Source organism: Sulfitobacter sp. L-8 (genome assembly GCF_056859255.1).
The window spans coordinates 70,678-93,821 of record NZ_JBSXOD010000056.1; the positions used below are offsets into that span (position 1 = coordinate 70,678).

14 protein-coding genes and 1 tRNA gene are annotated in these 23,144 nt (G+C 56.9%); 9 read left to right on the top strand and 6 right to left on the bottom strand.

Going from position 1 to position 23,144, the window contains the following annotated elements; translation table 11 throughout:
• Nucleotides 1-181: 181 nt before the first annotated feature.
• Nucleotides 182-1,855, bottom strand: a complete 1,674-nt coding sequence (locus tag AC13DE_RS17130; RefSeq protein ID WP_446297586.1) for a cytochrome c oxidase subunit I — start codon at nucleotides 1,853-1,855, stop codon at nucleotides 182-184.
• Nucleotides 1,856-2,228: 373 nt separating this feature from the next.
• The gene (lipB, locus tag AC13DE_RS17135; protein ID WP_446297587.1) at nucleotides 2,229-2,882 is read right to left on the bottom strand and encodes a lipoyl(octanoyl) transferase LipB; all 654 of its coding nucleotides are present in this window, start codon (nucleotides 2,880-2,882) and stop codon (nucleotides 2,229-2,231) included.
• A gap of 320 nt (nucleotides 2,883-3,202) precedes the next feature.
• Here lipB and AC13DE_RS17140 point away from each other — a divergent pair.
• Nucleotides 3,203-3,288: transfer RNA gene (locus tag AC13DE_RS17140), tRNA-Leu, on the top strand.
• 222 nt (nucleotides 3,289-3,510) lie between these two features.
• Here AC13DE_RS17140 and AC13DE_RS17145 read toward each other — a convergent pair.
• Nucleotides 3,511-4,659 (bottom strand): trans-sulfuration enzyme family protein, encoded by a 1,149-nt coding sequence (locus AC13DE_RS17145; protein ID WP_483048516.1) that lies wholly within the window; start codon nucleotides 4,657-4,659, stop codon nucleotides 3,511-3,513.
• 253 nt (nucleotides 4,660-4,912) lie between these two features.
• Between AC13DE_RS17145 and purB the strand changes: the two genes are divergently transcribed.
• A complete protein-coding gene (gene purB / locus AC13DE_RS17150) occupies nucleotides 4,913-6,217 on the top strand; it encodes an adenylosuccinate lyase (RefSeq protein ID WP_483048517.1) in 1,305 nt (434 codons plus the stop codon).
• A gap of 580 nt (nucleotides 6,218-6,797) precedes the next feature.
• Nucleotides 6,798-7,700: a lysophospholipid acyltransferase family protein gene (locus tag AC13DE_RS17155; protein WP_483048518.1), complete on the top strand. Its 903-nt coding sequence runs from the start codon at nucleotides 6,798-6,800 to the stop codon at nucleotides 7,698-7,700.
• A gap of 6 nt (nucleotides 7,701-7,706) precedes the next feature.
• Here the strand turns inward: AC13DE_RS17155 and AC13DE_RS17160 are convergent, their stop codons facing one another.
• Nucleotides 7,707-8,405 carry a DUF1223 domain-containing protein gene (locus AC13DE_RS17160; protein WP_446297143.1) on the bottom strand — a complete coding sequence of 233 codons (699 nt, stop codon included), beginning with the start codon at nucleotides 8,403-8,405 and terminating at the stop codon, nucleotides 7,707-7,709.
• Between the two features lie 230 nt (nucleotides 8,406-8,635).
• On the opposite strand from AC13DE_RS17160, the gene acnA reads away from it, so the two are divergent.
• From acnA to AC13DE_RS17175, 3 genes are all read left to right on the top strand, one after another.
• Nucleotides 8,636-11,410 carry an aconitate hydratase AcnA gene (gene acnA, locus AC13DE_RS17165; RefSeq protein WP_483048519.1) on the top strand — a complete coding sequence of 925 codons (2,775 nt, stop codon included), beginning with the start codon at nucleotides 8,636-8,638 and terminating at the stop codon, nucleotides 11,408-11,410.
• Nucleotides 11,411-11,715: 305 nt separating this feature from the next.
• Nucleotides 11,716-13,536 carry an autotransporter assembly complex protein TamA gene (locus AC13DE_RS17170; protein WP_446297141.1) on the top strand — a complete coding sequence of 607 codons (1,821 nt, stop codon included), beginning with the start codon at nucleotides 11,716-11,718 and terminating at the stop codon, nucleotides 13,534-13,536.
• An 8-nt stretch (nucleotides 13,537-13,544) separates the two neighbouring features.
• Complete coding sequence (locus tag AC13DE_RS17175) at nucleotides 13,545-17,687, top strand: translocation/assembly module TamB domain-containing protein (protein ID WP_483048520.1); 4,143 nt, start codon at nucleotides 13,545-13,547, stop codon at nucleotides 17,685-17,687.
• Between the two features lie 5 nt (nucleotides 17,688-17,692).
• Here AC13DE_RS17175 and AC13DE_RS17180 read toward each other — a convergent pair whose 3' ends face one another.
• A complete protein-coding gene (locus AC13DE_RS17180) occupies nucleotides 17,693-18,196 on the bottom strand; it encodes a flavin reductase family protein (protein ID WP_483048521.1) in 504 nt (167 codons plus the stop codon).
• A 267-nt stretch (nucleotides 18,197-18,463) separates the two neighbouring features.
• On the opposite strand from AC13DE_RS17180, the gene AC13DE_RS17185 reads away from it, so the two are divergent.
• Nucleotides 18,464-18,985 (top strand): DUF992 domain-containing protein, encoded by a 522-nt coding sequence (locus AC13DE_RS17185; RefSeq protein ID WP_446297138.1) that lies wholly within the window; start codon nucleotides 18,464-18,466, stop codon nucleotides 18,983-18,985.
• A gap of 108 nt (nucleotides 18,986-19,093) precedes the next feature.
• On the opposite strand, the gene acs is transcribed toward AC13DE_RS17185, so the two are convergent.
• Nucleotides 19,094-21,049 carry an acetate--CoA ligase gene (gene acs, locus AC13DE_RS17190; RefSeq protein ID WP_483048522.1) on the bottom strand — a complete coding sequence of 652 codons (1,956 nt, stop codon included), beginning with the start codon at nucleotides 21,047-21,049 and terminating at the stop codon, nucleotides 19,094-19,096.
• Nucleotides 21,050-21,418: 369 nt separating this feature from the next.
• Here acs and AC13DE_RS17195 point away from each other — a divergent pair, with 369 nt between their 5' ends.
• Complete coding sequence (locus AC13DE_RS17195) at nucleotides 21,419-22,435, top strand: C4-dicarboxylate TRAP transporter substrate-binding protein (RefSeq protein WP_483048523.1); 1,017 nt, start codon at nucleotides 21,419-21,421, stop codon at nucleotides 22,433-22,435.
• 79 nt (nucleotides 22,436-22,514) lie between these two features.
• On the top strand, nucleotides 22,515-23,144 hold the full coding sequence (locus AC13DE_RS17200; RefSeq protein WP_446297135.1) for a TRAP transporter small permease subunit: 630 nt from the start codon (nucleotides 22,515-22,517) through the stop codon (nucleotides 23,142-23,144).

Below are 23,144 nucleotides of genomic sequence, written 5' to 3' on the forward strand. Positions count from 1 at the left end.
CAAATTTGGGCATTTAATTCAAGCGATTTTCAGGCGGGGCCATGGCCTGCGTTTCTATGGCCACGCAAAGGCGGCAGGTCCGCTTGTTCGGGTTTTAAACTGGCCCTGGCATAAGGCTGTGCGCGACAAAAAAAGGGCCCCAACCGCCGTTGGAGCCCCGAATCTTTTTCACAGCATATGATTAGTGGCTGTGTTGCTTGTCCCAGTCTTCCTGCTTGGGCAGGATCTCGAACGTATGCTCCGGAGGCGGGCTAGGGAGCGTCCATTCAAGTGTATCGGCGAATTCGTTCCAAGGATTTGCCGCAGTGCTCCGCGCACCTTTTGTCAAGGTATAGAGCATGACGCCGAGGAAGAAGACGAACGAGGCAAAGCTGAGGAAAGCACCGATAGATGACCACAGGTTCCAGTATGCGAACGCTTCGGGGTAGTCGATGTAGCGGCGCGGCATACCCTGACGACCCAGGAAGTGTTGTGGGAAGAAGGTCAGGTTCGCGCCGATGAACATTGCCCAGAAGTGCAACTTACCTGCCCATTCAGGGTACATACGCCCCGACATTTTGGGCAGATAAAAGTAAATGCCGGCAAAGATGGCGAATACGGCACCAAGGCTCATCACATAGTGGAAGTGCGCCACGACATAGTAGGTATCATGGTAATACCGGTCGACGGCAGCCTGCGACAGCACGATGCCCGTCACACCACCAACGGTGAACAGAAACAGGAAGCCAAACGCCCAAAGCATCGGCGTCTTGAATTCAACAGATCCGCCCCACATGGTCGCGATCCAGCTGAATACCTTCACCCCTGTGGGAACAGCAATTACCATCGTTGCCAACATGAAGTAGGCTTGCTGGTTCAACGAAAGACCGACCGTATACATGTGGTGCGCCCAGACGACAAAACCGAGTGCGCCAATCGCAATGATCGCCCATACCATCGGAAGATACCCGAAAATTGGCTTGCGGCTGAATGTTGCGATAACGTGGCTGATGATGCCGAAACCCGGAAGGATGATGATGTAGACTTCAGGGTGCCCGAAGAACCACAGAATATGTTGATAAAGCACTGGATCGCCGCCACCTGCGGGATCGAAGAATGCAAAACCAAAGTTGCGATCCATCAGCAGCATGGTGATCGCACCGGCGAGCACGGGCAGTGACAGCAAGATCAACCAGCTTGTGACGAAGATCGACCAGCTGAAAAGTGGCACCTTAAACAGCGTCATGCCAGGCGCGCGCATGTTCAGGAATGTCGTAATCATGTTGATCGCGCCCAGAATGGAAGACGCGCCCGACACGTGTACGGCGAAGATTGCGAAATCCATCGACATACCGCCTTCGCGGACAGACAATGGCGGGTAAAGAACCCAACCCACACCGGACCCGAGCTGACCGTTGCCGCCTGGTGTCAGGACGGAAATCACCGCCAGGGTTGTACCACCGACGTAAAGCCAGAATGAAAGGTTGTTCATCCGGGGAAAGGCCATATCCGGTGCGCCGATCTGCAACGGCATGAAATAGTTGCCGAATCCCCCGAAAAGCGCGGGAATGACGACGAAGAACATCATCAAGATGCCGTGCCCGGTGATCAATACGTTCCAAAGATGCCCGTTGGGCGTACATGTGGCGCTGCTGTCTGCAATCAAGCGCGCACCTTCCATACACATGTACTGTACGCCAGGGTGCATAAGCTCCAGGCGCATATAGACAGTGAAGGAAACAGAGATAAAGCCAACAAGGGCTGAGACAAACAGGTACAAGATACCAATGTCTTTGTGGTTTGTGGACATGAACCAGCGTGTGAAAAAACCACGCTCGTCGTGATGGTCTTGCCCGTGAATGGCTGCGTCTGCCATGCGGTGCCTCCTGCAATTGGTGAGCCAACTCACGTTCCAACAGGGAACGCGCATTGAATTGACGTTCGTTCTAGTGCGGCTTGCCTTTAGGGGCAATGGCCCCGTTTGACGCAGGGCACGAAAATATCAGGCAAACCGCGATTGGCCTGCAAGCAGGGGCGAATGTGCAACACAGCCTTGGTCCTACGGCACCATACAACCCATTTTGGTTGCATGATCTTACCACAAACTGAATCAGACCAAGATAAATATTGTCGATTCCGTCAAAAAAGCCCTGAAGCGGTGCATGCCCGAGCGGTTCTGGCGCGCATTGACCGTAAAAACCTTTTACCGGTCAGCCGAACCCTGGACCCGCTCGGCTGAGAGAATCTTGTTAAGTAGGGTCAAACACGTCTTCAAATTGGGCTCTGAGTGCCACATCGACAGATGCCATTGTGACGGGAAGACCCAGATCCACCAAAGATGTCACCCCGTGTTGGCTGATTCCACAGGGAACGATACCACTGAAGTGATTTAGGTCAGGGTCGACGTTAATACTGATACCGTGAAAACTGACCCACTTTCGCAACCGGATACCGATCGCTGCGATCTTGTCCTCTGCCACATGTCCGTCCGGGCCCAAAGGTCGATCGGGCCGCTCGACCCAGACACCGACGCGACCGTCGCGAATTTGACCTTTGACATTGAATGTATCCAGCGTCGCGATGACCCACGCCTCGAGCTGTTGCACAAATCGCCTCACATCGCGGCCGCGCCTGCCCACATCCAACATGACATAAACAACGCGCTGACCCGGCCCATGATAGGTATACTGCCCACCGCGGCGGGTGTCATAGACGGGAAACCTTGTCGGCTCGGCGAGATCCTTCGGCTTGGCTGAGGTCCCCGCAGTATATATCGGGGGGTGTTCGACGAGCCAGATGCATTCCGAGGCTTCTCCCGCGGCGATGTGAAGCGCGCGGGTTTCCATCCAGGCCTCGGCCTCCCGAAAGTCGGTCAGGCCGTCCGATATGATCCATTCTACCATAGCGTAGCTCTACCCAGTGCGGGTCGCAAAGAAAAGGCTGGATGTCACCACGCTGCGTTGTCTGACCAGATACTGGTGCAGGTTGCCGGCTCGCTGAAGCATCCCGGAATGGTCCCTCAGATCTGCACCGCTGTGACGCCAGAGATACCGTATCGTGGGTCAACGGCACTATTGCGCATCCCCTCAAGGGTCCGCCGCCATATTGCTACGCTCTAGACCGTATAAAACCGTCGTGGTTTCGATGGGAATGAAAAATCCTATCGATTGTCTCTTCACAAGGTGCCAGAGTTTGTCTAAACGACCTTCACCATCCATGGCGTGCGGTCGTGGCGGAATGGTAGACGCGCAGCGTTGAGGTCGCTGTGGGGTAACACCCGTGAGAGTTCGAGTCTCTCCGACCGCACCACAAAACCCTGTTTCATTGATCATGCATCGCGTCGTGTTTCGGGCTCCGTCATCGGTCGTCTTGGCGTTGCTTGCAGCGCCGGAAGTTCAGGGCAGCTTGCGCGGACAGGATGCATGTCGCGCCGCCGAACTTTGCTGATGTGAATTCGGGACACTTGATCATCTGATACAGCGATGCCCGGTCCAGCCGGGCTGTCGCGGCGGCTTGCACTATCTGATCACGTTAATTTCCCAACGCCCCTCGCAGATCCGCCTTGAGATCCTCGATATCTTCGATTCCCACCGACAGACGCAGCAGGCCCTCCGGTATTCCCGTATGTGGTTCTATGGTGTGGCGATGCTCGACGAGGCTCTCGACACCCCCAAGCGATGTCGCGCGGTGAAAAAGGTTCAGCCGTCCCGCAACCTGCAAAGCCACATCTGCGCCGCCCCGGACAACGCATGACAGCAGGGACCCGTATCCACCTGCCATCTGGCTGGTGGCCAGTTTGTGCCCGGCGTGGGTCGCAAGCCCCGGGTAAAGCACGGCCTCGACCTGCGGTTGCTCGGCCAGAAACTCCGCCACGGCCAGTGCATTTTGCGTCATCTGCCGCATCCGCAGGGGGAGGGTGCGCATGCCGCGTACCAAGAGCCATGCTTCAAACGGGCCAATCACGGCACCTGTATCATGCCGGTCAACCTTGATATCGTTCCAGACCTTCGGCTCTGTATCGCGCACCGCCAAAACGCCAGCCAATACATCTGAATGACCATTGATGCCCTTGGTCGCGGAATGCATCACGATATCCGCCCCCAAGCTTAGCGGCTTTTGCAAGATCGGCGTAGCGGCGGTACTGTCTACCACCAGTATCCCGCCCGCGGCATGTGCGGCCTGCGCGGCAGCCTCGATGTCAACAATGCGCAGCCACGGGTTAGACGGGGTTTCTATCAATGCGAGCGTCGGTTTGAATGTCTCGCACAGTCGCGTGAAAGCATCTGTATCTGATGCCTCAACCTCGCGCAGCTCGATCTCCCGCCGTGCGCAAAAGTCGCGCACCCACTTTGTGGTCCCCCAATATATCTGGCTTTGCATCAACACGCGCCCGCCGTTGGGGACCGTGCGGAAAGCGGCGGCGATGGCGGCCATGCCTGACGGAAACAGCAACGCGTCCGCAGCTCCCTCGAGTTGCGCCAAAACGTTCTCGGCCACCCTTACAATATCGCTCTGATCACGCAGATAGATGTTGTCGGGTCGCAATGGCTGGTAATCTTCGCCGCGCAAGTACGTTGTCGCCATGGGTAACGCAGGCACCACGCCACCGCTATGCGTGTCAACGGCACCAGCGGCTTGGGCCGCGATTGTGGCGGGGTTCAGGCGGGACATATCACGCATTACAGGGCCATTCCTTAAAGCTGCATATTTTCAATCTTCGGTATCTAGCCCGAGCGGTCGGCCAATCGCCACCCCGAAAACTCTAGCACCGGCCGGACCTTTCATTTTGCCTCTTAAACTCCCGCCGGAGGCACCCGACCTTTACGCGCGCGATACCGTTGGCTGGTTCAGGAACACCGATCAGACTTGTCCTTTACGTCCCCGCAGTCTATCCCGCGCAGAAATCACACCCCCAAAACAGAGGTATCCTCGTATGATCCCCCGTTATTCCCGCCCCGAGATGGTCGCAATCTGGTCACCCGAAACCAAGTTCCGCATCTGGTTCGAGATCGAGGCACATGCCTGCGATGCCATGGCCGATCTCGGCGTCATTCCGCGGGCCAATGCCGAGGCGGTCTGGAAAGCCAGGGATGCTGAATTCGACGTCGCGCGCATTGACGAAATAGAGGCTATGACGAAACATGATGTTATCGCCTTTCTGACCCACCTTGCGGAACATGTCGGCAGCGACGAAGCGCGTTTCGTACATCAGGGAATGACCTCGTCCGACGTATTGGATACCTGTTTCAACGTGCAGCTGACCCGCGCCGCGGATATCTTGATCGCGGATATGCATGCGCTGCTCGCGGCGCTGAAACGCCGCGCGATGGAACATAAAAGTACGGTACGTGTGGGGCGCAGTCATGGTATCCATGCTGAACCGACCACCATGGGGCTGACATTCGCGCGTTTCTATGCCGAGATGGACCGCAACCTGACGCGCCTCAGAACCGCCCGTTCCGAAATTGCGACCGGGGCCATCTCGGGCGCTGTCGGGACCTTTGCAAACATCGACCCCCGGGTCGAAGAGCACGTGTGCGAACAACTGGGCCTTACCCCCGAACCGATCAGCACGCAAATCATACCGCGCGACCGCCATGCCGCATTCTTTGCCGCGCTCGGCGTTATCGCCAGCTCGATCGAAAATGTCGCGACCGAAGTCCGTCATATGCAACGCACCGAGGTGCTGGAAGGGGCGGAGTTCTTCTCGGCTGGGCAAAAAGGCTCATCCGCGATGCCACACAAGAAAAATCCGGTATTGACCGAAAACCTGACGGGTCTGGCCCGGACCATTCGGATGGCGGTCATCCCGGCTATGGAAAATGTCACCATGTGGCATGAACGCGACATCGCGCACTCCAGTGTAGAGCGGGCCATCGGCCCGGATACCACCATTACCCTTGATTTCGCGCTGCACCGATTGACCGGCGTCATCGACAACATGTTGATCTACCCGGATAACATGCTGGCCAATATGAACAAATTCAGCGGATTGGTGATGTCGCAGCGTGTTCTGCTGGCGTTGACCCAAGCCGGTGTCAGCCGCGAGGACAGCTATCGTCTGGTTCAGCGCAACGCGATGAAAGTCTGGGAAGAGGGTAAGGATTTCAAAACCGAACTTCTGGCAGATGACGAGGTCTTGGCCGCATTGAGCCCCGAAGAGATCGAAGCCAAGTTCGATCTCGGGTATCACACAAAACATGTGGATACGATTTTCAACCGGGTTTTCAAAGACTGACGGTAGCGGGCCCGGCACCGGGAGCGATCACGACTGACAAACCCCTTTGAGATCGTGGCAAGGGCGTGTACCCTGTGTCTGCATCTCAAAGGAGTAGTCTGATGAAACCTGGAATAGCAAATGCGTCGCTCAAGGCGCGCCCGGCCGTTTGGGTCACGTTGGCTCTGGTCGTTCTGCCCTCATTTGCTTCCGCGACCTGTTCATCCGACCAGCACGCGATGTCTTGCGCTGAGGGTACGGTGTATGATGCAGAACGTGGAAGTTGTGTAAGTTCAGTGAATTCATGAAGCTTTGCAGTGCTGCTTCGGCCTTGGCCGATCAGCAGGGCGCGACTGCGGCAATCATGACCCTGGCCAATGTCAATCACGGCAACCTGATCGGCTGCGTGTACATGCCACTGTAAAGCCCAACTGTTCGCCGTTTTGGCGGTACTCGCGGTACAGGCCGCCAAATGGTCAGGCAGGGCACGAGATGCCGTTGGGCTATTTGCCTATTGCCCTGCTTGTTGCTGCCGTCCACGCACGCTAAGAAATGAAAGCTCCTGTGCGCAGGGGCGCTTTCTCATCGTTAGTCGAGGCATATGGCCCCCTTAGCATCCCCCTCTAAAGACCCTGTCGGTCGACGTATCGGGCATTACCTGACCAATGCCGTGATCGTGGGCCTGGTTCGCTTTGCGTTGATGATTCCCTACAGTGCACGCCTGTCCTTTGTCGGATGGATGGTCGAGCGCGTTGTCGGTCCTCTTGCGGGGTACCGCAAGCGGGCTCGCCAAAACCTTGCTATGATATGGCCCGAAATTTCCGACGATCGACGCGACGAAATCGCTGACAGATGTCTTAACAACGTCGGTCGCAGCTTTATCGAAAATTATTCGCCGCGTGAATTCCCGGACCGCATGGCGAAGAATACGCCAACCGGGGCAGGGGTTTCAGCGCTCGAACAGGCCGCGGCCACCGGTCGGGCTGTGATCTTGGTCACGGGTCATTACGGAAATTACGAAGCAACCCGAGCATGTCTGGTCGCGAGGGGCTATGATATCGGCGGGCTCTACCGGGATATGAAAAACCCCTACTTCAACGCGCACTACGTGAAAACGATGGAGGCGTTCGGCGGGCCGGTGTTTGCGCAGGGGCGACGCGGTACGGCGGGTTTTGTGCGGCATCTCAAACAGGGTGGTCAGCTTGTATTGCTGTTCGATCAACATGTTTTTGGTGCCCCCCAGCTGGATTTTCTGGGCGAACCCGCGAACACGGCGCTATCGGCAGCCGAACTGGCCCTTCGATATGATGCGCTGTTGATCCCGTTTTATGGTATCCGGCAAGCTGACGGGCTGTCCTTTGAGACGGTGTTGGAAGGACCGATCCCCCATACCGATGCGTTGACCATGACCCAATTGCTGAATGATAGCCTTGCCGCGCGGATCATCGCAGATCCTGAACAGTGGTTCTGGGTGCATCGCCGTTGGCGTATCAACGACAACTAGACAGGTTTACCGAAGTCGCGCTGCGGCTGCGATAGGTCCGGCTTCGCCTTGTTGAACCAAAACCACGACCGGAAGGTCACCTGCCAGCTTGGCGTTGGTGTCAAAGGCCTTTTGGCCGCCCCATCGGCCCAGAACCTGCCAATCCTGTACGATGTTGTAATTCTCGATGGTGTTGCCCGCGTTTTCACCTCTTTTGACCTCGGTCGTGGCGTATGGACGATACCGCAACATGTGCAGGGTATAGGGGCCAGCCGCTCCGGCCAGGGGCTCGACGTGAATATGGACAACCCCCGCTGCGCGAACCAGATCAAGTTTGACCGTCACCGGATCTTGCCGGTGTTGCTCTATCGCGCGGCTCAAGGCCATCGGTTTGGTTCCGACCACGTCGGTGGTACCGTTGACCACCATTTCAGGGGTATATATGGATGTGCGCCCCGCAGCCGAAGCATAGGCCCGTTGGCGTTGCCCGTGCAACGGATCGCCAAACGGATCCTTCCAGCCGATATAGTCCCAGTAATCCACATGAAGCGCCAATGCGATCACGTCATCCCTCTCGGATAGCTCTTTCAGAACATGATCAGCCAGAGGACACGCCGAACACCCTTGCGAGGTAAATAGCTCCACTACTACGGGTCGATTTTGCGCGGCCACCGGGGCACCGGCAAATAGCCCAACGGCAAGGAGTATCGAAGTCAGACGTTTCATAGGTAGCACAACTTTCAAGCTATGTTTCTTTTTGTAGACCGGACTATCTTAGATTGCCATTCAAGCTTTGTTGACCCGATGTTACGTCAAATTACGTGGGGGGTGGTTATTTTTGTACACAACGGTATACATCTGTTATATCCAGCGCTTATAACTGTTGAAATGTATTGCCTGATAAGGCATTCAGGCCGCAAGTCACCGCACTTTTTAACCCATAAAGGGAGCCATCCATGACCATTTTTGTTGGCAAGGACACCGCCAAAACCCGTAAGACCCTTACCTCGGGCAGCCAATCCATCGCCTATTATTCGATTCCTGCTGCACAGGAAGCCGGTCTGGGTGATTTCTCCAACTTGCCTGCCGCGTTGAAGGTGGTTCTGGAAAACATGCTTCGTTTCGAAGACGGCAAAACGGTCACCGTCGATGACATCAAGGCGTTCGCCGAATGGGGCGCGAATGGTGGCAAGAACCCACGCGAAATCGCCTATCGTCCCGCACGCGTGCTGATGCAGGATTTCACCGGCGTTCCCGCCGTGGTTGACCTTGCGGCGATGCGCGACGGGCTGGTGGCCTTGGGTGGCGATGCGGACAAGATCAACCCGCTCAACCCGGTTGATCTGGTCATCGACCATTCGGTCATGATCGACGAATTTGGCAATCCGCGTGCGTTCCAGATGAACGTTGACCGCGAGTACGAACGTAACATCGAACGCTATACCTTTCTTAAATGGGGCCAGAAGGCGTTTAACAACTTTCGCGTTGTGCCCCCCGGCACTGGCATCTGCCACCAGGTCAACCTGGAGTATCTGGCGCAGACTGTCTGGACTGACAAAGACCAAAACGGTGTCGAAGTTGCTTACCCTGATACGTTGGTCGGTACCGATAGCCACACCACCATGGTCAACGGCATGGCCGTTCTGGGCTGGGGTGTTGGCGGGATCGAGGCCGAGGCCGCGATGTTGGGTCAGCCGATCTCCATGCTGATTCCCGAGGTTATCGGGTTCGAGCTGACCGGTGCCATGATGGAGGGCACCACCGGGACCGATCTGGTGCTGAAAGTGGTCGAGATGCTGCGCGAAAAAGGTGTGGTGAACAAATTCGTCGAATTCTATGGTGCCGGCCTTGATAGCCTGCCCTTGGCGGACCGCGCGACAATCGCCAACATGGCACCGGAATATGGTGCGACCTGTGGTTTCTTCCCGATTGATGGCGAAACGCTGCGGTACATGCGCACCACGGGCCGCGACGAAGGCCGGATCGCGCTTGTCGAAGCGTACGCCAAGGAAAACGGCATGTGGCGCGGTGACGACTATGCGCCGATCTATACTGACACGTTGTCGCTCGATATGGGTACGATCGTGCCTGCGATCTCGGGTCCGAAACGTCCGCAAGACTATATCGCTCTGACGACGGCCCACACTGCATTTGCCGATTACGTCAAAGGGGTACGCGAGGGCAAGGATGCTTCGGCAAGTTCGGAAGTGCGGTGGGAAGGCGAGGGCGGTCAGCCCGAGCCGTGCGACATCCCGGGTGATGAAGGCAATCACAAGCGTGGCTTTGTTCTGACGGATGACGGACATTACCAATTGCATGACGGTTCTATCGTCATCGCTTCGATCACATCGTGCACCAACACGTCCAACCCATATGTGATGATCGGTGCGGGCCTTGTCGCGCGCAAAGCCCGCGCGTTGGGGCTTACCCGCAAGCCTTGGGTCAAAACCTCGCTGGCCCCTGGGTCTCAGGTTGTGTCGCACTACCTCGAAGCCGCCGGCCTGCAAGAGGACCTGGATGCCATCGGGTTCAACCTGGTCGGCTATGGTTGCACCACCTGTATCGGCAACTCCGGTCCCTTGGAGCCCGAGATCAGCAAGGCGATCAACGACTATGATCTGATAGGCACCTCGATCCTGTCGGGTAACCGCAACTTTGAAGGGCGTATTTCGCCCGATGTGCGTGCCAACTATCTGGCGTCGCCGCCGCTGGTCGTGGCTTATGCGCTGGTGGGTGACATGAACGTCGATCTTGCGAATAGCCCGCTGGGTCAGGATCAGAACGGCAACGACGTTTATTTGAAAGATATTTGGCCCACGACGCAGGAAGTGGCCGAGCTGGTTGAAAAAACCGTTACCCGCGAAGCCTTTCAAGAAAAATACGCGGATGTGTTCAAGGGCGATGAAAAGTGGCAGTCGGTCGAAACGACGGACGCTAAAACCTATGACTGGCCACCGACCTCGACCTATGTGCAAAACCCGCCTTATTTTCAGAACATGTCACCAGAGCCGGGCGTAATCACCAACATCAATGACGCCAAAGTTCTGGCGGTTCTGGGTGATATGATCACCACCGACCATATTTCGCCTGCCGGGTCGTTCAAGGAAACAACGCCTGCGGGGCAATATCTGGTTGATCGTCAGGTGCCGGTGCGCGAATTCAACTCATACGGCAGCCGCCGGGGCAACCACGAGGTGATGATGCGCGGCACCTTTGCCAACATCCGCATCAAGAACGAGATGCTGGATGGTGTCGAAGGGGGCTATACCAAAGGGCCCGATGGCAAACAGACGTCGATCTTTGACGCTGCGATGGCCTATCAGAACATGGGCACGCCGCTGGTTATCTTTGGTGGTGAACAATACGGGGCCGGGTCTTCGCGAGATTGGGCAGCCAAAGGTACTGCCTTGCTCGGCGTGAAGGCGGTAATTGCCGAAAGCTTTGAACGTATCCACCGGTCCAACCTTGTGGGGATGGGTGTAATCCCGTTTGAGTTCACCAATGGCGACACCCGCAAGACCCTGGGCCTGACGGGCGAAGAAACCGTATCGATCAGTGGTCTGGATACGATCAAGCCTTTGCAGGAAGTGCCCTGCAAAATCACCATGGCCGATGGCACGGTCAAAGACATCATGATCAAATGCCGGATCGATACCGCGATCGAAATTGAATATATCGAACACGGTGGCGTTCTTCATTATGTTCTGCGCGATCTGGCCAAATCAGCCTGATCCTGAAAACACATCGCGCAGTCTGACTGGGCACCAAGCGAAACACCCGCCGCACCTACCTGGGCGGGTGTTTTGTATCAACTCATCGTTTTTTCGCAATTTTCTTGGTTTTGGGTGCATGAATTGACATAGATACCACCGGATTTGGTATTCACATTTCCATATTTGCCTAAGACACTGTTTGCTGAGCGATGACTGTTTCCGATATGGACCCCATGACGTTACTGCGCAGATTGCCGAGGTTGCGGCCTGCTGCACCGTGGGCCTAGAAACAGCGAATTGTCTTTGGATGACAGGAGCACCGCATGAAGTGGAAGAATTCAGACGGGTACAAGCGATCTCTTAAGGCGTCCTGCGCCGCACTCGCTTGGGTCTGGGTTGGTGGAACGGGTTTTGCGGCGACGCTCGATATTACGGGTCTCGACAAGAATTCCGATGTTTACGCAGCAGTTTCGGGCGGGTCTTTGTTGCGCGAGCAAACCGCTGAGGATGTCGTGGCATCGACGCAGGAGCTTTTGGCCGCTGCACAGGCGGATTATGCCCGCTTGTTGGCGGTGCTGTATGATCAGGGTTATTTTGCTTCGGTCATCAAGATTACCCTGGATGGTGTGGATGCGTCCGCGATTCCGCCTGTTAAACCGCCGCGCCAGATCAATCGCGCGGTGATTGCGGTGGACACAGGGAAGAAATTCAGCTTCGCCAAGGCCGAGATCAAGCCACTGGCAAAAGACACCGAATTGCCGGAAGAATTTGCGGTAGGGAAAACCGCGCGACTGGGTGTGATGAAAGACACCGTGGCCGCCGGGATCGAGGGATGGCGCAACTTGGGTCACGCCAAGGCCGCCTTGGCCGATCAACAGCTTACCGCGCGCGTCCCTGACGCCACGATCAGCGCGACCTTGCGGCTTGATCCGGGGCCTCGGCTGCGGTTCGGCGACTTGACGGTGAAAGGCGAAAGCGACGTTCGGCTGCGCCGGATCGTCAAGATTGCAGGTTTGCCCACCGGCGAAGTCTATTCGCAAGAGCAATTGGATATGGCAGCGACCCGGTTGCGCCGCACCGGGGCGTTCAGTTCGGTTGCCATGCTTGAATCCGATCAGATTGTCGCACCCGACAAGTTGCCGATCACGGCGCAGGTTGCAGATGCGCCCAAGCGGCGTTTTGGTTTTGGTGCTGAACTGTCGTCGATTGCGGGGCTTAAGGTAAGCAGTTACTGGCTGCATCGTAACTTGCTTGGGGGCGCCGAAAGCCTGCGTGTCGAGGGTGATATATCTGGCATTGCCGGTAATTCCGGTGGGGTGGATTATCGTCTGGCCACCCGGTTTGAACGCCCAGCTACCTTCAATGCAGATACGAATTTCTATGCTCTTGCCGAGATCGAACAACTTGACGAAGTCAACTTTTTCTCGCGCCAGTTGGACCTGGAAACCGGCATCGAACGGATCGCGAGCAAGGAACGGACGTATTCGTTCGGGATAGGGTTGCGCACCGCTCAGACACGCGATGCTTTCGGAACCAACAGGTACACGCTGTTTACATTGCCGCTGAGTGCGACCCACGATTACCGTGATGAACGGCTAGATGCGAAAAGTGGGTATTATGCAAAGGCGAGTCTGACACCATTCCTGGCTTTATCAGGCTCTGCCAACGGGTTGCGCAGTTATGTTGATGTGCGCGGGTACAAAACATTCGGTACGGAACGCCCGCTGACATTCGCGCTTCGTGGTCAATTGGGGTCGGTATACGGGCCGACGCTCGCCCAGGCTCCTGCTGATTACCTGTTCTACTCAGGTGGCGGTGGTACTGTTCGCGGGCAACCCTACCAGTCGTTAGGGGTCGATCTGGGCAACGGCAAGACCGTAGGCGGGCGCAGTTTTGTCGGAGTCTCGGCAGAGGCGCGCTTTCAGATACGAAAAAAGGTTGGTGTCGTCGCTTTTGCCGATGCAGGATATATTGGTGCCGAAGAGTTTTTCGATGGATCGGGAAGATGGCAGTCAGGCGCGGGGCTTGGCCTGCGCTATGCCACGGGTATCGGCCCGATCCGCGTTGACCTGGCCGTACCGGTTTCCGGCCCCGCAACAAACGAGAATTTTCAGGTTTATATTGGTATTGGACAATCGTTTTGATCCTTCTCATGCGCAAACTAGCAGTTCTGATCATGGTCTTTTTCGCGACGGTTGCGACCGCTCAAGAAGGCGACAAAGGGTTTTTGACCCGCACCATTCAAAACGCGCTTAGCGGGGCCGGGCGCACGGTAAGCATCGATGGATTCGCCGGCGCGCTGAGTTCGCGTGCACGGTTCGACACGATGACGATATCTGACGATCAGGGTGTATGGCTTACCCTTGAGGGGGTCGAGCTGGATTGGAACAGGTCAGCGCTGTTGCGGGGCCGCTTGGAGGTTCAGGCCCTGACAGCCAAACGGCTGACGGTGCCGCGCTTGCCCGTGGCCCAACCCACCGGGCTGCCAGACCCCGAAGCCAAACCCTTTACCTTTCCCACCATTCCCGATCTGCCGGTGGTGATCGACATTGCGGATTTCTCGGTGGACGAAATCAACCTCGGCGCTCCGGTTCTGGGTGAACCTGCTCAGCTGACGGTCAAGGCGAACGCATTGATCAACGATGAAATGGCAAAGGTGGATGTGCAGGCGCGCCGCACTGACGGCAAGCTGGGGGAATTCAACATCAAGGCCAATCTGGAACGTGGACAGAACGTTCTGGACCTGTTGGTGAACCTGAAAGAAGAATCTCGGGGTATTGTTGCACGCACGCTCAAAATTCCGGATGAACCATCGGTTGATCTGACCGTCGCGGGGCAAGGGCCCTTGTCGAACTTCAAGACCGACATCAATCTGTCCACCGATGGCGAGCCGCGCATCGAGGGTCAGGTGGTGGTCGCGGAGCAAGGCGACAGCACCAACCCTGACAGGCGGATCAGGGCCGACCTGAGCGGGGACGTCACGGCTTTAATTCTATCCAAATATCGCGAATTCTTTGGTCCCGACGTTGCATTGACCGTGGATTCGCTGGTGCAGGCAGATGGCGGCGTTGACATCAGTGACTTCACTCTCAAGGCGCAATCCGCCGATCTAAAGGGTAAAGTCACACTAAACAGCGATAAATGGCCTAGTCTGATCGACATTACCGGCACCGTCGCAAGCGCTGATGGAAGCCGAGTGCTCCTGCCGGTCGCGGGCGGTGACACATACGTGCGCAGCGTTGCTCTGGATGTGAAGTACGATGCGGCCGATGGCGACGCGATCAGTGCAAAATTCGATGTAGCGGAGCTTGCCACCGATGCCCTGGCGATTGAAAGCACCCAACTGGAGATGAACGGAACGTTGGAGGGCAGTGCAGGTACTGTCGGCGAATTCAATGGCGCGCTTGATTTTTCGGCCGACGGGATGGTGTTGACGAACCCGGCCATGTCCGAAGCCATCGGCACGTCGTTGAAGGGCAGTACGCTGATTGCCTATATCCAGGGAAAACCGGTGCAGATCACCGAACTTGACCTGACCGGAACAGATTACAGCCTGGCCGGAGACCTATCTATCAGCGGGGCCGCGGACAGCTTTTTGACCCAGCTCAACGCGCGCCTCGAAGCAACTGATATCAGTCGGTTTTCCGCGCTTGCCGGGCGGGAGCTTGCGGGCGGTGCCTCTGTCGATATCACCGGACAGGTGGCACCGCTTGACGGGACCTTCAATCTGAACATTGCGGGCCTGACCCAGGATCTGAAACTTGGCATCCCACAGGCCGACGCTGTGCTGGCGGGCGAAACCACGCTGAGCGTCGCGGCATCCCGCGATGAAACCGGCACTTTTGTTCGCGACCTTGTGTTGAAAAATGCCGCTGTTTCCGCCACCGGTGGCGCAGAACTGCGCAGTGATAATTCTCAGGCGCGGTTCGAAGCGACCTTGGCCGATATCAGCTTGGTTGTGCCTCAGTATTCCGGTCCGGTGAAAATCACGGCCCAAGCCGACCAGGATACCCGGGGTTGGACGATCGACGCGCAGACAGATGGCCCTTATGGGGCCGAACTGACCGCCAAGGGGTTGGCTACGGGGGAAAACGCCGCAATCAATTTCACTGCAAAGGTTCCCGAGCTCAAGGATTTCGTCCCTGACGCCCCTATCGGCGGAAAGGTCGCCTTGGACGGTGTACTGCGCCAGACCCCTGAAGGCTGGCAGGTCGACACCAAGGCATCCGCGCCTGACGATATCGTGGCGTCTGTCAAAGGTCTTGTAATGCCGCTGGATCTGAGCTTTGAAGCTTCCGTTCCACATGTTCAGACGTTCGTTCCGCAAGTTTCAGGTGGCGTCGTGGCCACTGGTACTCTCAAACAGCTTGATCAGGGGTTCCAGATCGATGCCAAGGCGACCGGTCCTTATGATGCGCAGGTTGCGGTGCAGGGGATGCTGACCCCGATGATCGACATTGCGTTTGACGCGTCCATCCCCAACGTCGGGCAGATCGTGCCGCAGGTGAATGGGCCGGTAAGTGCCTCTGGCACAGTGCGGCAAACCGATAAAGGCTTTTTCGTCAATACCAACGCCACAGGGCCGCATGGCGCACGCGCGATGGTCGAAGGGTTGGCCACTGGCCCCGATATGTCTCTTACGTTTGATGTGTCGGTGCCCAACGTCCAGCCTTTCGTGCCGACTGTTTCTGGTCCACTTTCCGCGAAAGGGTCGGTTCGCCAGACCGCGTCCGGCATCGCAATCAATACCAACGCAACGGGCCCCTATGCTGCGCGTGCGTCGATCCAAGGGACCGTGACCGGTGACCAACCGTCGTTGGATTTTGATGTGACAGTGCCCAACCTTGCGGCCATTGTGCCCAAACTGGCGGGACCTTTGAACGTGAAAGGCAATGCGCGACAAGACAGCACGGGCTGGCACGTCGACACAAATGCCACGGGGCCGTCGGGCACCCGCGCCACAGTGTCGGGCCTGGTGGCTAATAATGGCAACCTGAATTTGGATATCCAAGGTAACGCGCCTTTGGGCCTGTCGGCCCCGTTCATCGCGCCGCGAAACCTTCAGGGGCAGGCAACTTTCGACCTCAAAGTTGATGGCCCGCCTCAACTCGGTTCGGTCTCGGGCAAGATCCGGACCAGCAACGCATCCCTTTCGGCACCGAATCTGCGCATCACCCTCCAAGACATTGCGGCCTCTATCGAACTGGCGAACAACCGCGCACAGATCAACCTGTCTGCGCGCAATTCCGACGGTGGTCAGGTCAATGTTGCAGGTGCGATAACCCTGACAGGTTCGTTGCCCGCCGATCTCGATGTGCGTCTAGGCGATTTGGTCCTGATTGACCCTGCGCTTTACCGGACATCATTGAACGGTAATTTGCGCATCACAGGGCCCTTGACAGCAGGGGCGCAAATCAACGGTCAGATCGACGTCGGCGAAACCGAGATTTCGGTGCCTTCGACGGGGTTGACCAGCATAGGTGACATTCCGCAAATCGACTTTGTCGGGGCAACCGCTGATGTGATTGCAACCAGACGCAAGGCTGGGTTAGGCGGGCCGGATGCTGGCAAGGACGTCGCGGCACCTTCAACCGGTCCCGGTTTCGGTCTAAACATCCGTATCAATGCGCCGCGCCGTATCTTTGTGCGTGGTCGCGGTTTGGATGCCGAACTTGGCGGTAGCCTGCTTCTTACTGGGACGACCAACCGGATCATATCCGCTGGCCGCTTCGATCTGGTGCGCGGGCGCCTTGATATCCTGGGCAAGCGGTTTGAACTGACCGAAGGTGCGGTGCAATTCGAAGGTGACCTTGTCCCATATCTGCGCTTCGTGACATCTACCACCACCGCGACCGGCGAAGTCCGCATCATCATTGAAGGCAAGGCTACCGCTCCCGTGGTTTCGTTTGCATCCACGCCCGAATCACCACAGGACGAGGTGCTGTCCCAATTACTGTTTGGACGCAACATCTCGGAAATTTCGGCGTTTCAGGCGCTGCAATTGGCCAGCGCTGTCGCGACCCTTGCCGGACGGGGAGGCGCGGGGATCATTTCCAATCTTCGCGCAGGTTTCGGGTTGGATAATCTCGATGTGACCACCACCGACAGCGGTGCCACGGCGGTACGTGCAGGCAAATACATATCCGAGAATGTTTACACTGACGTGACGGCCGCTTCGGATGGAACGGCGGATGTTTCCATCAACCTTGATCTTACCAAAAGCCTTCGCGCAAAAGGGACGGTCGGGTCGGATGGCGACACCGGCATAGGGCTGTTTTTCCAGAAAGATTACTAAGGCAGTTATTCAGAAGCGGTGAACACACCGAAACGTCCCTGCTCAAACAACAGTGCGGGGGCGTTTTCGTCGGGGTGGAAAGCCGCGTATTGGACTTGGCCCAAGATCACGGAATGATCGCCCGCCGGATGTATCGCAAAGGTTTCGCAATGAAAGGTGGCAAGGCACCCCGGCAGCGTTGGTGCCCCGTTGGGCCCCGCCGACCAGTTCAGCCCCTCAAAGGCATGGCCGGAAATGGCAAAGCTGTCCGCCAGGTCTTTCTGGTCGGCCCCGAGTATATGCACTGCAAAATGCGCCGCTTGCGTGAATGCGTCGTGACGTTTCGAACTAAGCGCCGGCGACCACAAGACCAGCGGCGGGTCCAGCGACACCGATGAAAACGAATTCGCGGTCATTCCCAGCGGCCCGAGCGGGGTTTGCACGGTAATCACGGTTACTCCCGTGCCGAACCGGCCAAATGCACGGCGCAATTCGACCGTTGCGTCGGGAAGCGGGATGAAAGCTTGCATAGGATCACTCATGGCGCAGCGGTGCCACGGGGGCCGTCATTTGTCCAGACAGCAAAACCCCGCCACCGACGATACCATGGGGCTTTTGCTGGAACCTAAATCACAGCGCGGGGTTATTCCCGTACTGAGGGGCGAGCCTGTCACACCTGACAATCGCCTGTCGGAGAAGGGGGCTGGAGCGTGAGGTTCCAGTATCCGCCAGCAGGCACCCGAATGCCGACGCTCATACTATATACATGCGGAATTTTCCGCTGGAAGGAATTGAATATGACCTTGAACATCAATCGCTTTATGCCCGTAAAACTTACCGTGGCAGCACTGGTTACCGGTGCGGCACTTTCTACCCCGGCTTTCGCGCAGAATGGCGAATCTGTCGACCATACCGAAATCGGCTCGCTTAGCTGCGATGTCGGTGATGGCACAGGTTTCATCTTTGGTTCCACGCGTGAACTCACTTGTACGTTCAACCCAATCCAAGAGGGTCTCCCGGACGAGAAATATATCGGCAACATCAAACGTTACGGCATCGACATCGGCAAGACGCAGAACGGTCAGATGTCATGGCTGGTGTTGGCGCCAACCGAAGCAGAGCCTTACGAAGGCGGCTTGGACGGTAGCTATCAAGGCGTGTCGGCCGAAGCCACGGTCGGTGTCGGTCTAGGCGCTAACGTCATGGTCGGTGGCTCCGAAGATACGCTGGCCTTGCAGCCGATCAGCGTCAACACCCAGAATGGTCTGAACTTTGCCATCGGTGTCGGAGAAATCACTCTCCAACGTATCCCTGAATAAGACGCATTCCTGAACAAGGTGCCGCCACTGTTCGGCAGAACCTTCAGAAAAAGGGGCATCCAGATGGATGCCCCTTTTTTTGTGGTCGCGGCTGCGGGACCTTGCGGCCTAGCGGTTCATCCGATTGGCAATCAGTTCGTCGACCACCTCGGGTTCGGCAAGAGTGGATGTATCACCAAGCGAGCCAAAGTCGTTTTCGGCGATTTTTCGCAAGATGCGCCGCATGATCTTCCCCGAACGGGTTTTCGGCAAGTCTGGTGCCCACTGGATCATGTCCGGCGACGCAATAGGGCCGATCTCGTTGCGCACCCAGTTGCGCAGCTCGCCGCGCAGTTCCTCCGACGGCGTCTCACCACTCATCAGGGATACGTAACAATAGATACCTTGTCCCTTGATGGCATGGGGGAATCCAACGACCGCCGCTTCGGCAACTTTGGGGTGGGCGACCAGCGCGCTTTCCACCTCGGCGGTTCCCATGCGGTGCCCCGACACGTTGATGACATCATCCACTCGCCCGGTTATCCAGTAATCGCCGTCCTCATCGCGGCGGCACCCGTCACCGGTGAAATAATAGCCTTTGTAATCACTGAAATACGTCTGTTCAAAGCGGTCATGGTCACCCCAGACCGTACGCATCTGACCGGGCCAGCTATCGGCGATACACAGCACCCCTTCGACGTCATTACCCTCGATCACGTCACCCGTCGTAGGTTCCAGCACCACCGGCTTGATCCCGAAAAACGGCTTCATGGCGGCACCGGGCTTGGTCGCGTGGGCACCCGGAAGCGGCGTCATCAGATGGCCGCCCGTTTCGGTTTGCCACCAGGTATCCACAATAGGGCAGGACCCTTTGCCGACCACATCATTGTACCAGTTCCAGGCTTCCGGGTTGATCGGTTCTCCGACTGTGCCAAGCAGCTTGAGGCTGCTTAGATCGCACCCATCAACAAAAGACCGGCCTTTCCCCATCAGGGCCCGTATCGCGGTGGGCGCGGTGTAAAACTGGTTCACCTTGTGCTTTTCGCAAATCTGCCAAAACCGGCTGGCATCGGGATAGGTCGGCACGCCTTCGAACATCAAAGTCGTCGCGCCGTTGGCAAGCGGGCCATAAACGATATAGCTGTGCCCGGTCACCCAGCCCACGTCGGCGGTGCACCAGTATACATCACCGTCATGGTAATCGAAGGTTACCTCGTGGGTCAGCGCCGCATAGACCAGATAGCCGCCAGAGCTGTGCACCACGCCCTTCGGTTGCCCGGTCGATCCAGAAGTATACAGGATGAACAACGGATCCTCGGCATTCATCGGTTCGGGGGCACAGGCGGATTCGGCCGTCTTGGACCGCGCCGTATAGTCGACGTCGCGCGCGTCATTCCAGGCCACGTCGCCGCCGGTGCGGCGCACCACCAGGCATTTGACCGAAGCGTCACATGATGCCAAGGCCTTGTCGGCGTTTGCCTTCAACGGGGTTGCCTTGCCGCCGCGTGGGGCGAAATCAGCGGTGATCACCACCTTGGCATCAGATCCCTTGATCCGGGCCGCCAGCGCATCCGGTGAAAATCCGGCGAACACGATCGAATGGATCGCCCCGATGCGCGCGCAGGCCAGCATCGCATAGGCCGCTTCGGGGATCATCGGCATATAGATGATAACACGATCTCCCTTGGCAACGCCCAGATCCCGCAGAATGTTGGCCATCTTGCAGGTCTGGGTATGCAACTGCTTGTAAGTGATGTGCTGTGCCGCCTCGTCAGGGCTGTCAGGCTCCCAAATGATCGCTGTCTGGTCGCCCCTTGTCTCGAGATGCCGGTCAATACAATTGGCGCTAACATTCAACGTGCCATCTGCAAACCAGTTTATCTTGACGTTTCCCAAGGTGAAATCGACATCGCGGACAGTCGAGAAAGGCGACATCCAGTCGATGCGCTGCGCCTGTTCGCGCCAGAACCCATCTGAATCCTCGATCGATGCCTTGTACATGGCCTCATATTTGGCAGCGTCTACATGTGCGCCAGCAGCCATATCGGCAGACGGTGGATACTTCATTGTGTCGGCGTGTGACATGGTTCCTCCCTCAGAACTCTGGTCGCCCCGGCTAAATCAAGGGCGACCCTCCCGGCTCGGATCATAACGTGAACTGAAAAGAAGGGAATAAGTATCTGGAAACGTGACTTTTGTTTGTAAATTTTTTTCATATCCCATCTTTGGCTGGTAAATTTATGCTCCCTGTGCAGAATTTTGACAACTAAAGCCAGCTATTGCGTGTCAACGTTGGGCTTGTACGCGTGCCCGTAGCTTCCAAATGGCTCTAAATCCTCGCCGAAGGCATCCTCGTGAACCACTCACGGCGTCTTGAGGGGTTGGCAGCCCGGTTCCCTCACGATAGTCTTGCGGCCAAGCGGGCAACAACCGCGCGCATCTAGGGAGATAACCATGAATAAACTACTGAACGGCGCAGCGGTTTGCGCCCTGACTTTCGCGTTGGCTTCGCAAGCAGCCGCAACCGAATGGAACGCCTCCGTCTGGGGTAAACGTCGGGCCTTCACCGAACATGTTGAAAAAATTGCCGAATTGGTTTCCGAAAAGACCAATGGCGAATTCACCATCAATGTCAGCTACGGTGGCTTGTCGAAAAACTCCGATAACCTCGACGGCATTTCGATCGGTGCCTTCGAGATGGCGCAGTTCTGCGCCGGTTATCATCCAGACAAGAACCGTGCGATCACCGTTCTGGAATTGCCGTTTTTGGGGGTCGACACCCTGAAAGAAGAAGTCGCGGTTTCGCGCGCGGTCTATGCCCACCCCGCTGTAGCCAAGGAAATGGCGCAGTGGAATGCACGCATGTTGATGACCTCCCCCATGCCGCAGTATAATCTGGTCGGTACGGGCGAACCGCGCGATACACTTGAATCCTTTGAAGGCATGCGCGTCCGCGCGACCGGTGGCCTGGGCAAAGCGTTTGAGGCGGTCGGGGCCGTTCCTACTTCGGTGACCGCAACCGAAGCATATAATGCCATGGAGTCCGGTGTCGTCGACACGGTCGCCTTCGCGCAGCACGCTCACCTGAGCTATGGCACGATCAACAAGGCCGATTGGTGGACAGCGAACCTGAACCCAGGCACGGTCAACTGTCCGGTCGTTGTCAACATCGACGCATATGATGCGCTGTCTGATGCTGAACGCGAAGCGCTGGACGGTTCGGTAGACGAGGCGCTGGATTACTATCTGGAAAACTACGCCAAGCTTCTGGCCCGGTGGGACGAGATCCTGGAAGAAAAAGGCGTCAAGAAAGTGATGTTCACCCCCGAAGTATTGGCGGAATTTAAAGCCAAGGCCGCCGATCCTGCCCGCGAGGCATGGGTCAAGGACATGGAAGCCCAAGGCATTCCGGGCCAGGAGTTGTATGACCTGGTGATGACCACACTGGAAAAAGAACGCGCGTCCAACTAAGACGTGAATATCGGGCCGTGCTTTCTCTGCACGGCCTTTTTCTATTCGATTTCTCCTTAAACCCGAAAGGAATACCCCCATGGCCGGATCATCCGCCGTGCTGGAAGATGGCAGTCTGCTAAGCCGTATCGATAGAGTTTTGTTACGTCTGGAAACGCTCTTTGCAATGATTTCCGGGCTTGCAGTGTTCATGCTGATGGTGCTTGCGGTCTGGTCCGTGAGCGGACGAAAGTTCTTTGCATCACCTCTGCCTGGTTATGTGGATTGGATCGAATTTGCGATGCCGCTTATCGCCATCATGGGCATTTCATATACCCAACGAAACGGCGGGCATGTTCGCATGGATATTCTGATCGGGCAGCTCCGGGGCCGGGCCCTGTGGGCCGCCGAGATGTTCTCGGTCGTGGTTATTCTGATATTGATGCTGGCCTTGATCTGGGGATCATGGGCACATTTTCAACGCAGTTTTGATTTCTCGTCCCCGCTATGGAGCCGGGACAGTTCAATCGACATCGGTCTGCCGATCTGGCCGGCTAAATTGGTCGTGCCCGTGGCGTTCAGCGTGCTGGCATTGCGCCTGGTCCTGCAAATCTGGGGATACGGCAGGGCGCTTGTGCTGGGCCTGGACCACCCTGTGGCAGTGCCGTTGATACAATCCGCCGCGGAACAGGCGATGGCGGAAGCCGAACATCTGGATGGACGGGACTGA

Coding starts and splice junctions, on each gene's coding strand:
- AC13DE_RS17130 (WP_446297586.1), bottom strand. CDS start 1,855: ATGGCAGACGCAGCCATTCACGGGCAAGACCATCACGACGAGCGTGGT.
- lipB (WP_446297587.1), bottom strand. CDS start 2,882: ATGGTAGAATGGATCATATCGGACGGCCTGACCGACTTTCGGGAGGCC.
- AC13DE_RS17145 (WP_483048516.1), bottom strand. CDS start 4,659: ATGCGTGATATGTCCCGCCTGAACCCCGCCACAATCGCGGCCCAAGCC.
- purB (WP_483048517.1), top strand. CDS start 4,913: ATGATCCCCCGTTATTCCCGCCCCGAGATGGTCGCAATCTGGTCACCC.
- AC13DE_RS17155 (WP_483048518.1), top strand. CDS start 6,798: ATGGCCCCCTTAGCATCCCCCTCTAAAGACCCTGTCGGTCGACGTATC.
- AC13DE_RS17160 (WP_446297143.1), bottom strand. CDS start 8,405: ATGAAACGTCTGACTTCGATACTCCTTGCCGTTGGGCTATTTGCCGGT.
- acnA (WP_483048519.1), top strand. CDS start 8,636: ATGACCATTTTTGTTGGCAAGGACACCGCCAAAACCCGTAAGACCCTT.
- AC13DE_RS17170 (WP_446297141.1), top strand. CDS start 11,716: ATGAAGTGGAAGAATTCAGACGGGTACAAGCGATCTCTTAAGGCGTCC.
- AC13DE_RS17175 (WP_483048520.1), top strand. CDS start 13,545: ATGCGCAAACTAGCAGTTCTGATCATGGTCTTTTTCGCGACGGTTGCG.
- AC13DE_RS17180 (WP_483048521.1), bottom strand. CDS start 18,196: ATGCAAGCTTTCATCCCGCTTCCCGACGCAACGGTCGAATTGCGCCGT.
- AC13DE_RS17185 (WP_446297138.1), top strand. CDS start 18,464: ATGACCTTGAACATCAATCGCTTTATGCCCGTAAAACTTACCGTGGCA.
- acs (WP_483048522.1), bottom strand. CDS start 21,049: ATGTCACACGCCGACACAATGAAGTATCCACCGTCTGCCGATATGGCT.
- AC13DE_RS17195 (WP_483048523.1), top strand. CDS start 21,419: ATGAATAAACTACTGAACGGCGCAGCGGTTTGCGCCCTGACTTTCGCG.
- AC13DE_RS17200 (WP_446297135.1), top strand. CDS start 22,515: ATGGCCGGATCATCCGCCGTGCTGGAAGATGGCAGTCTGCTAAGCCGT.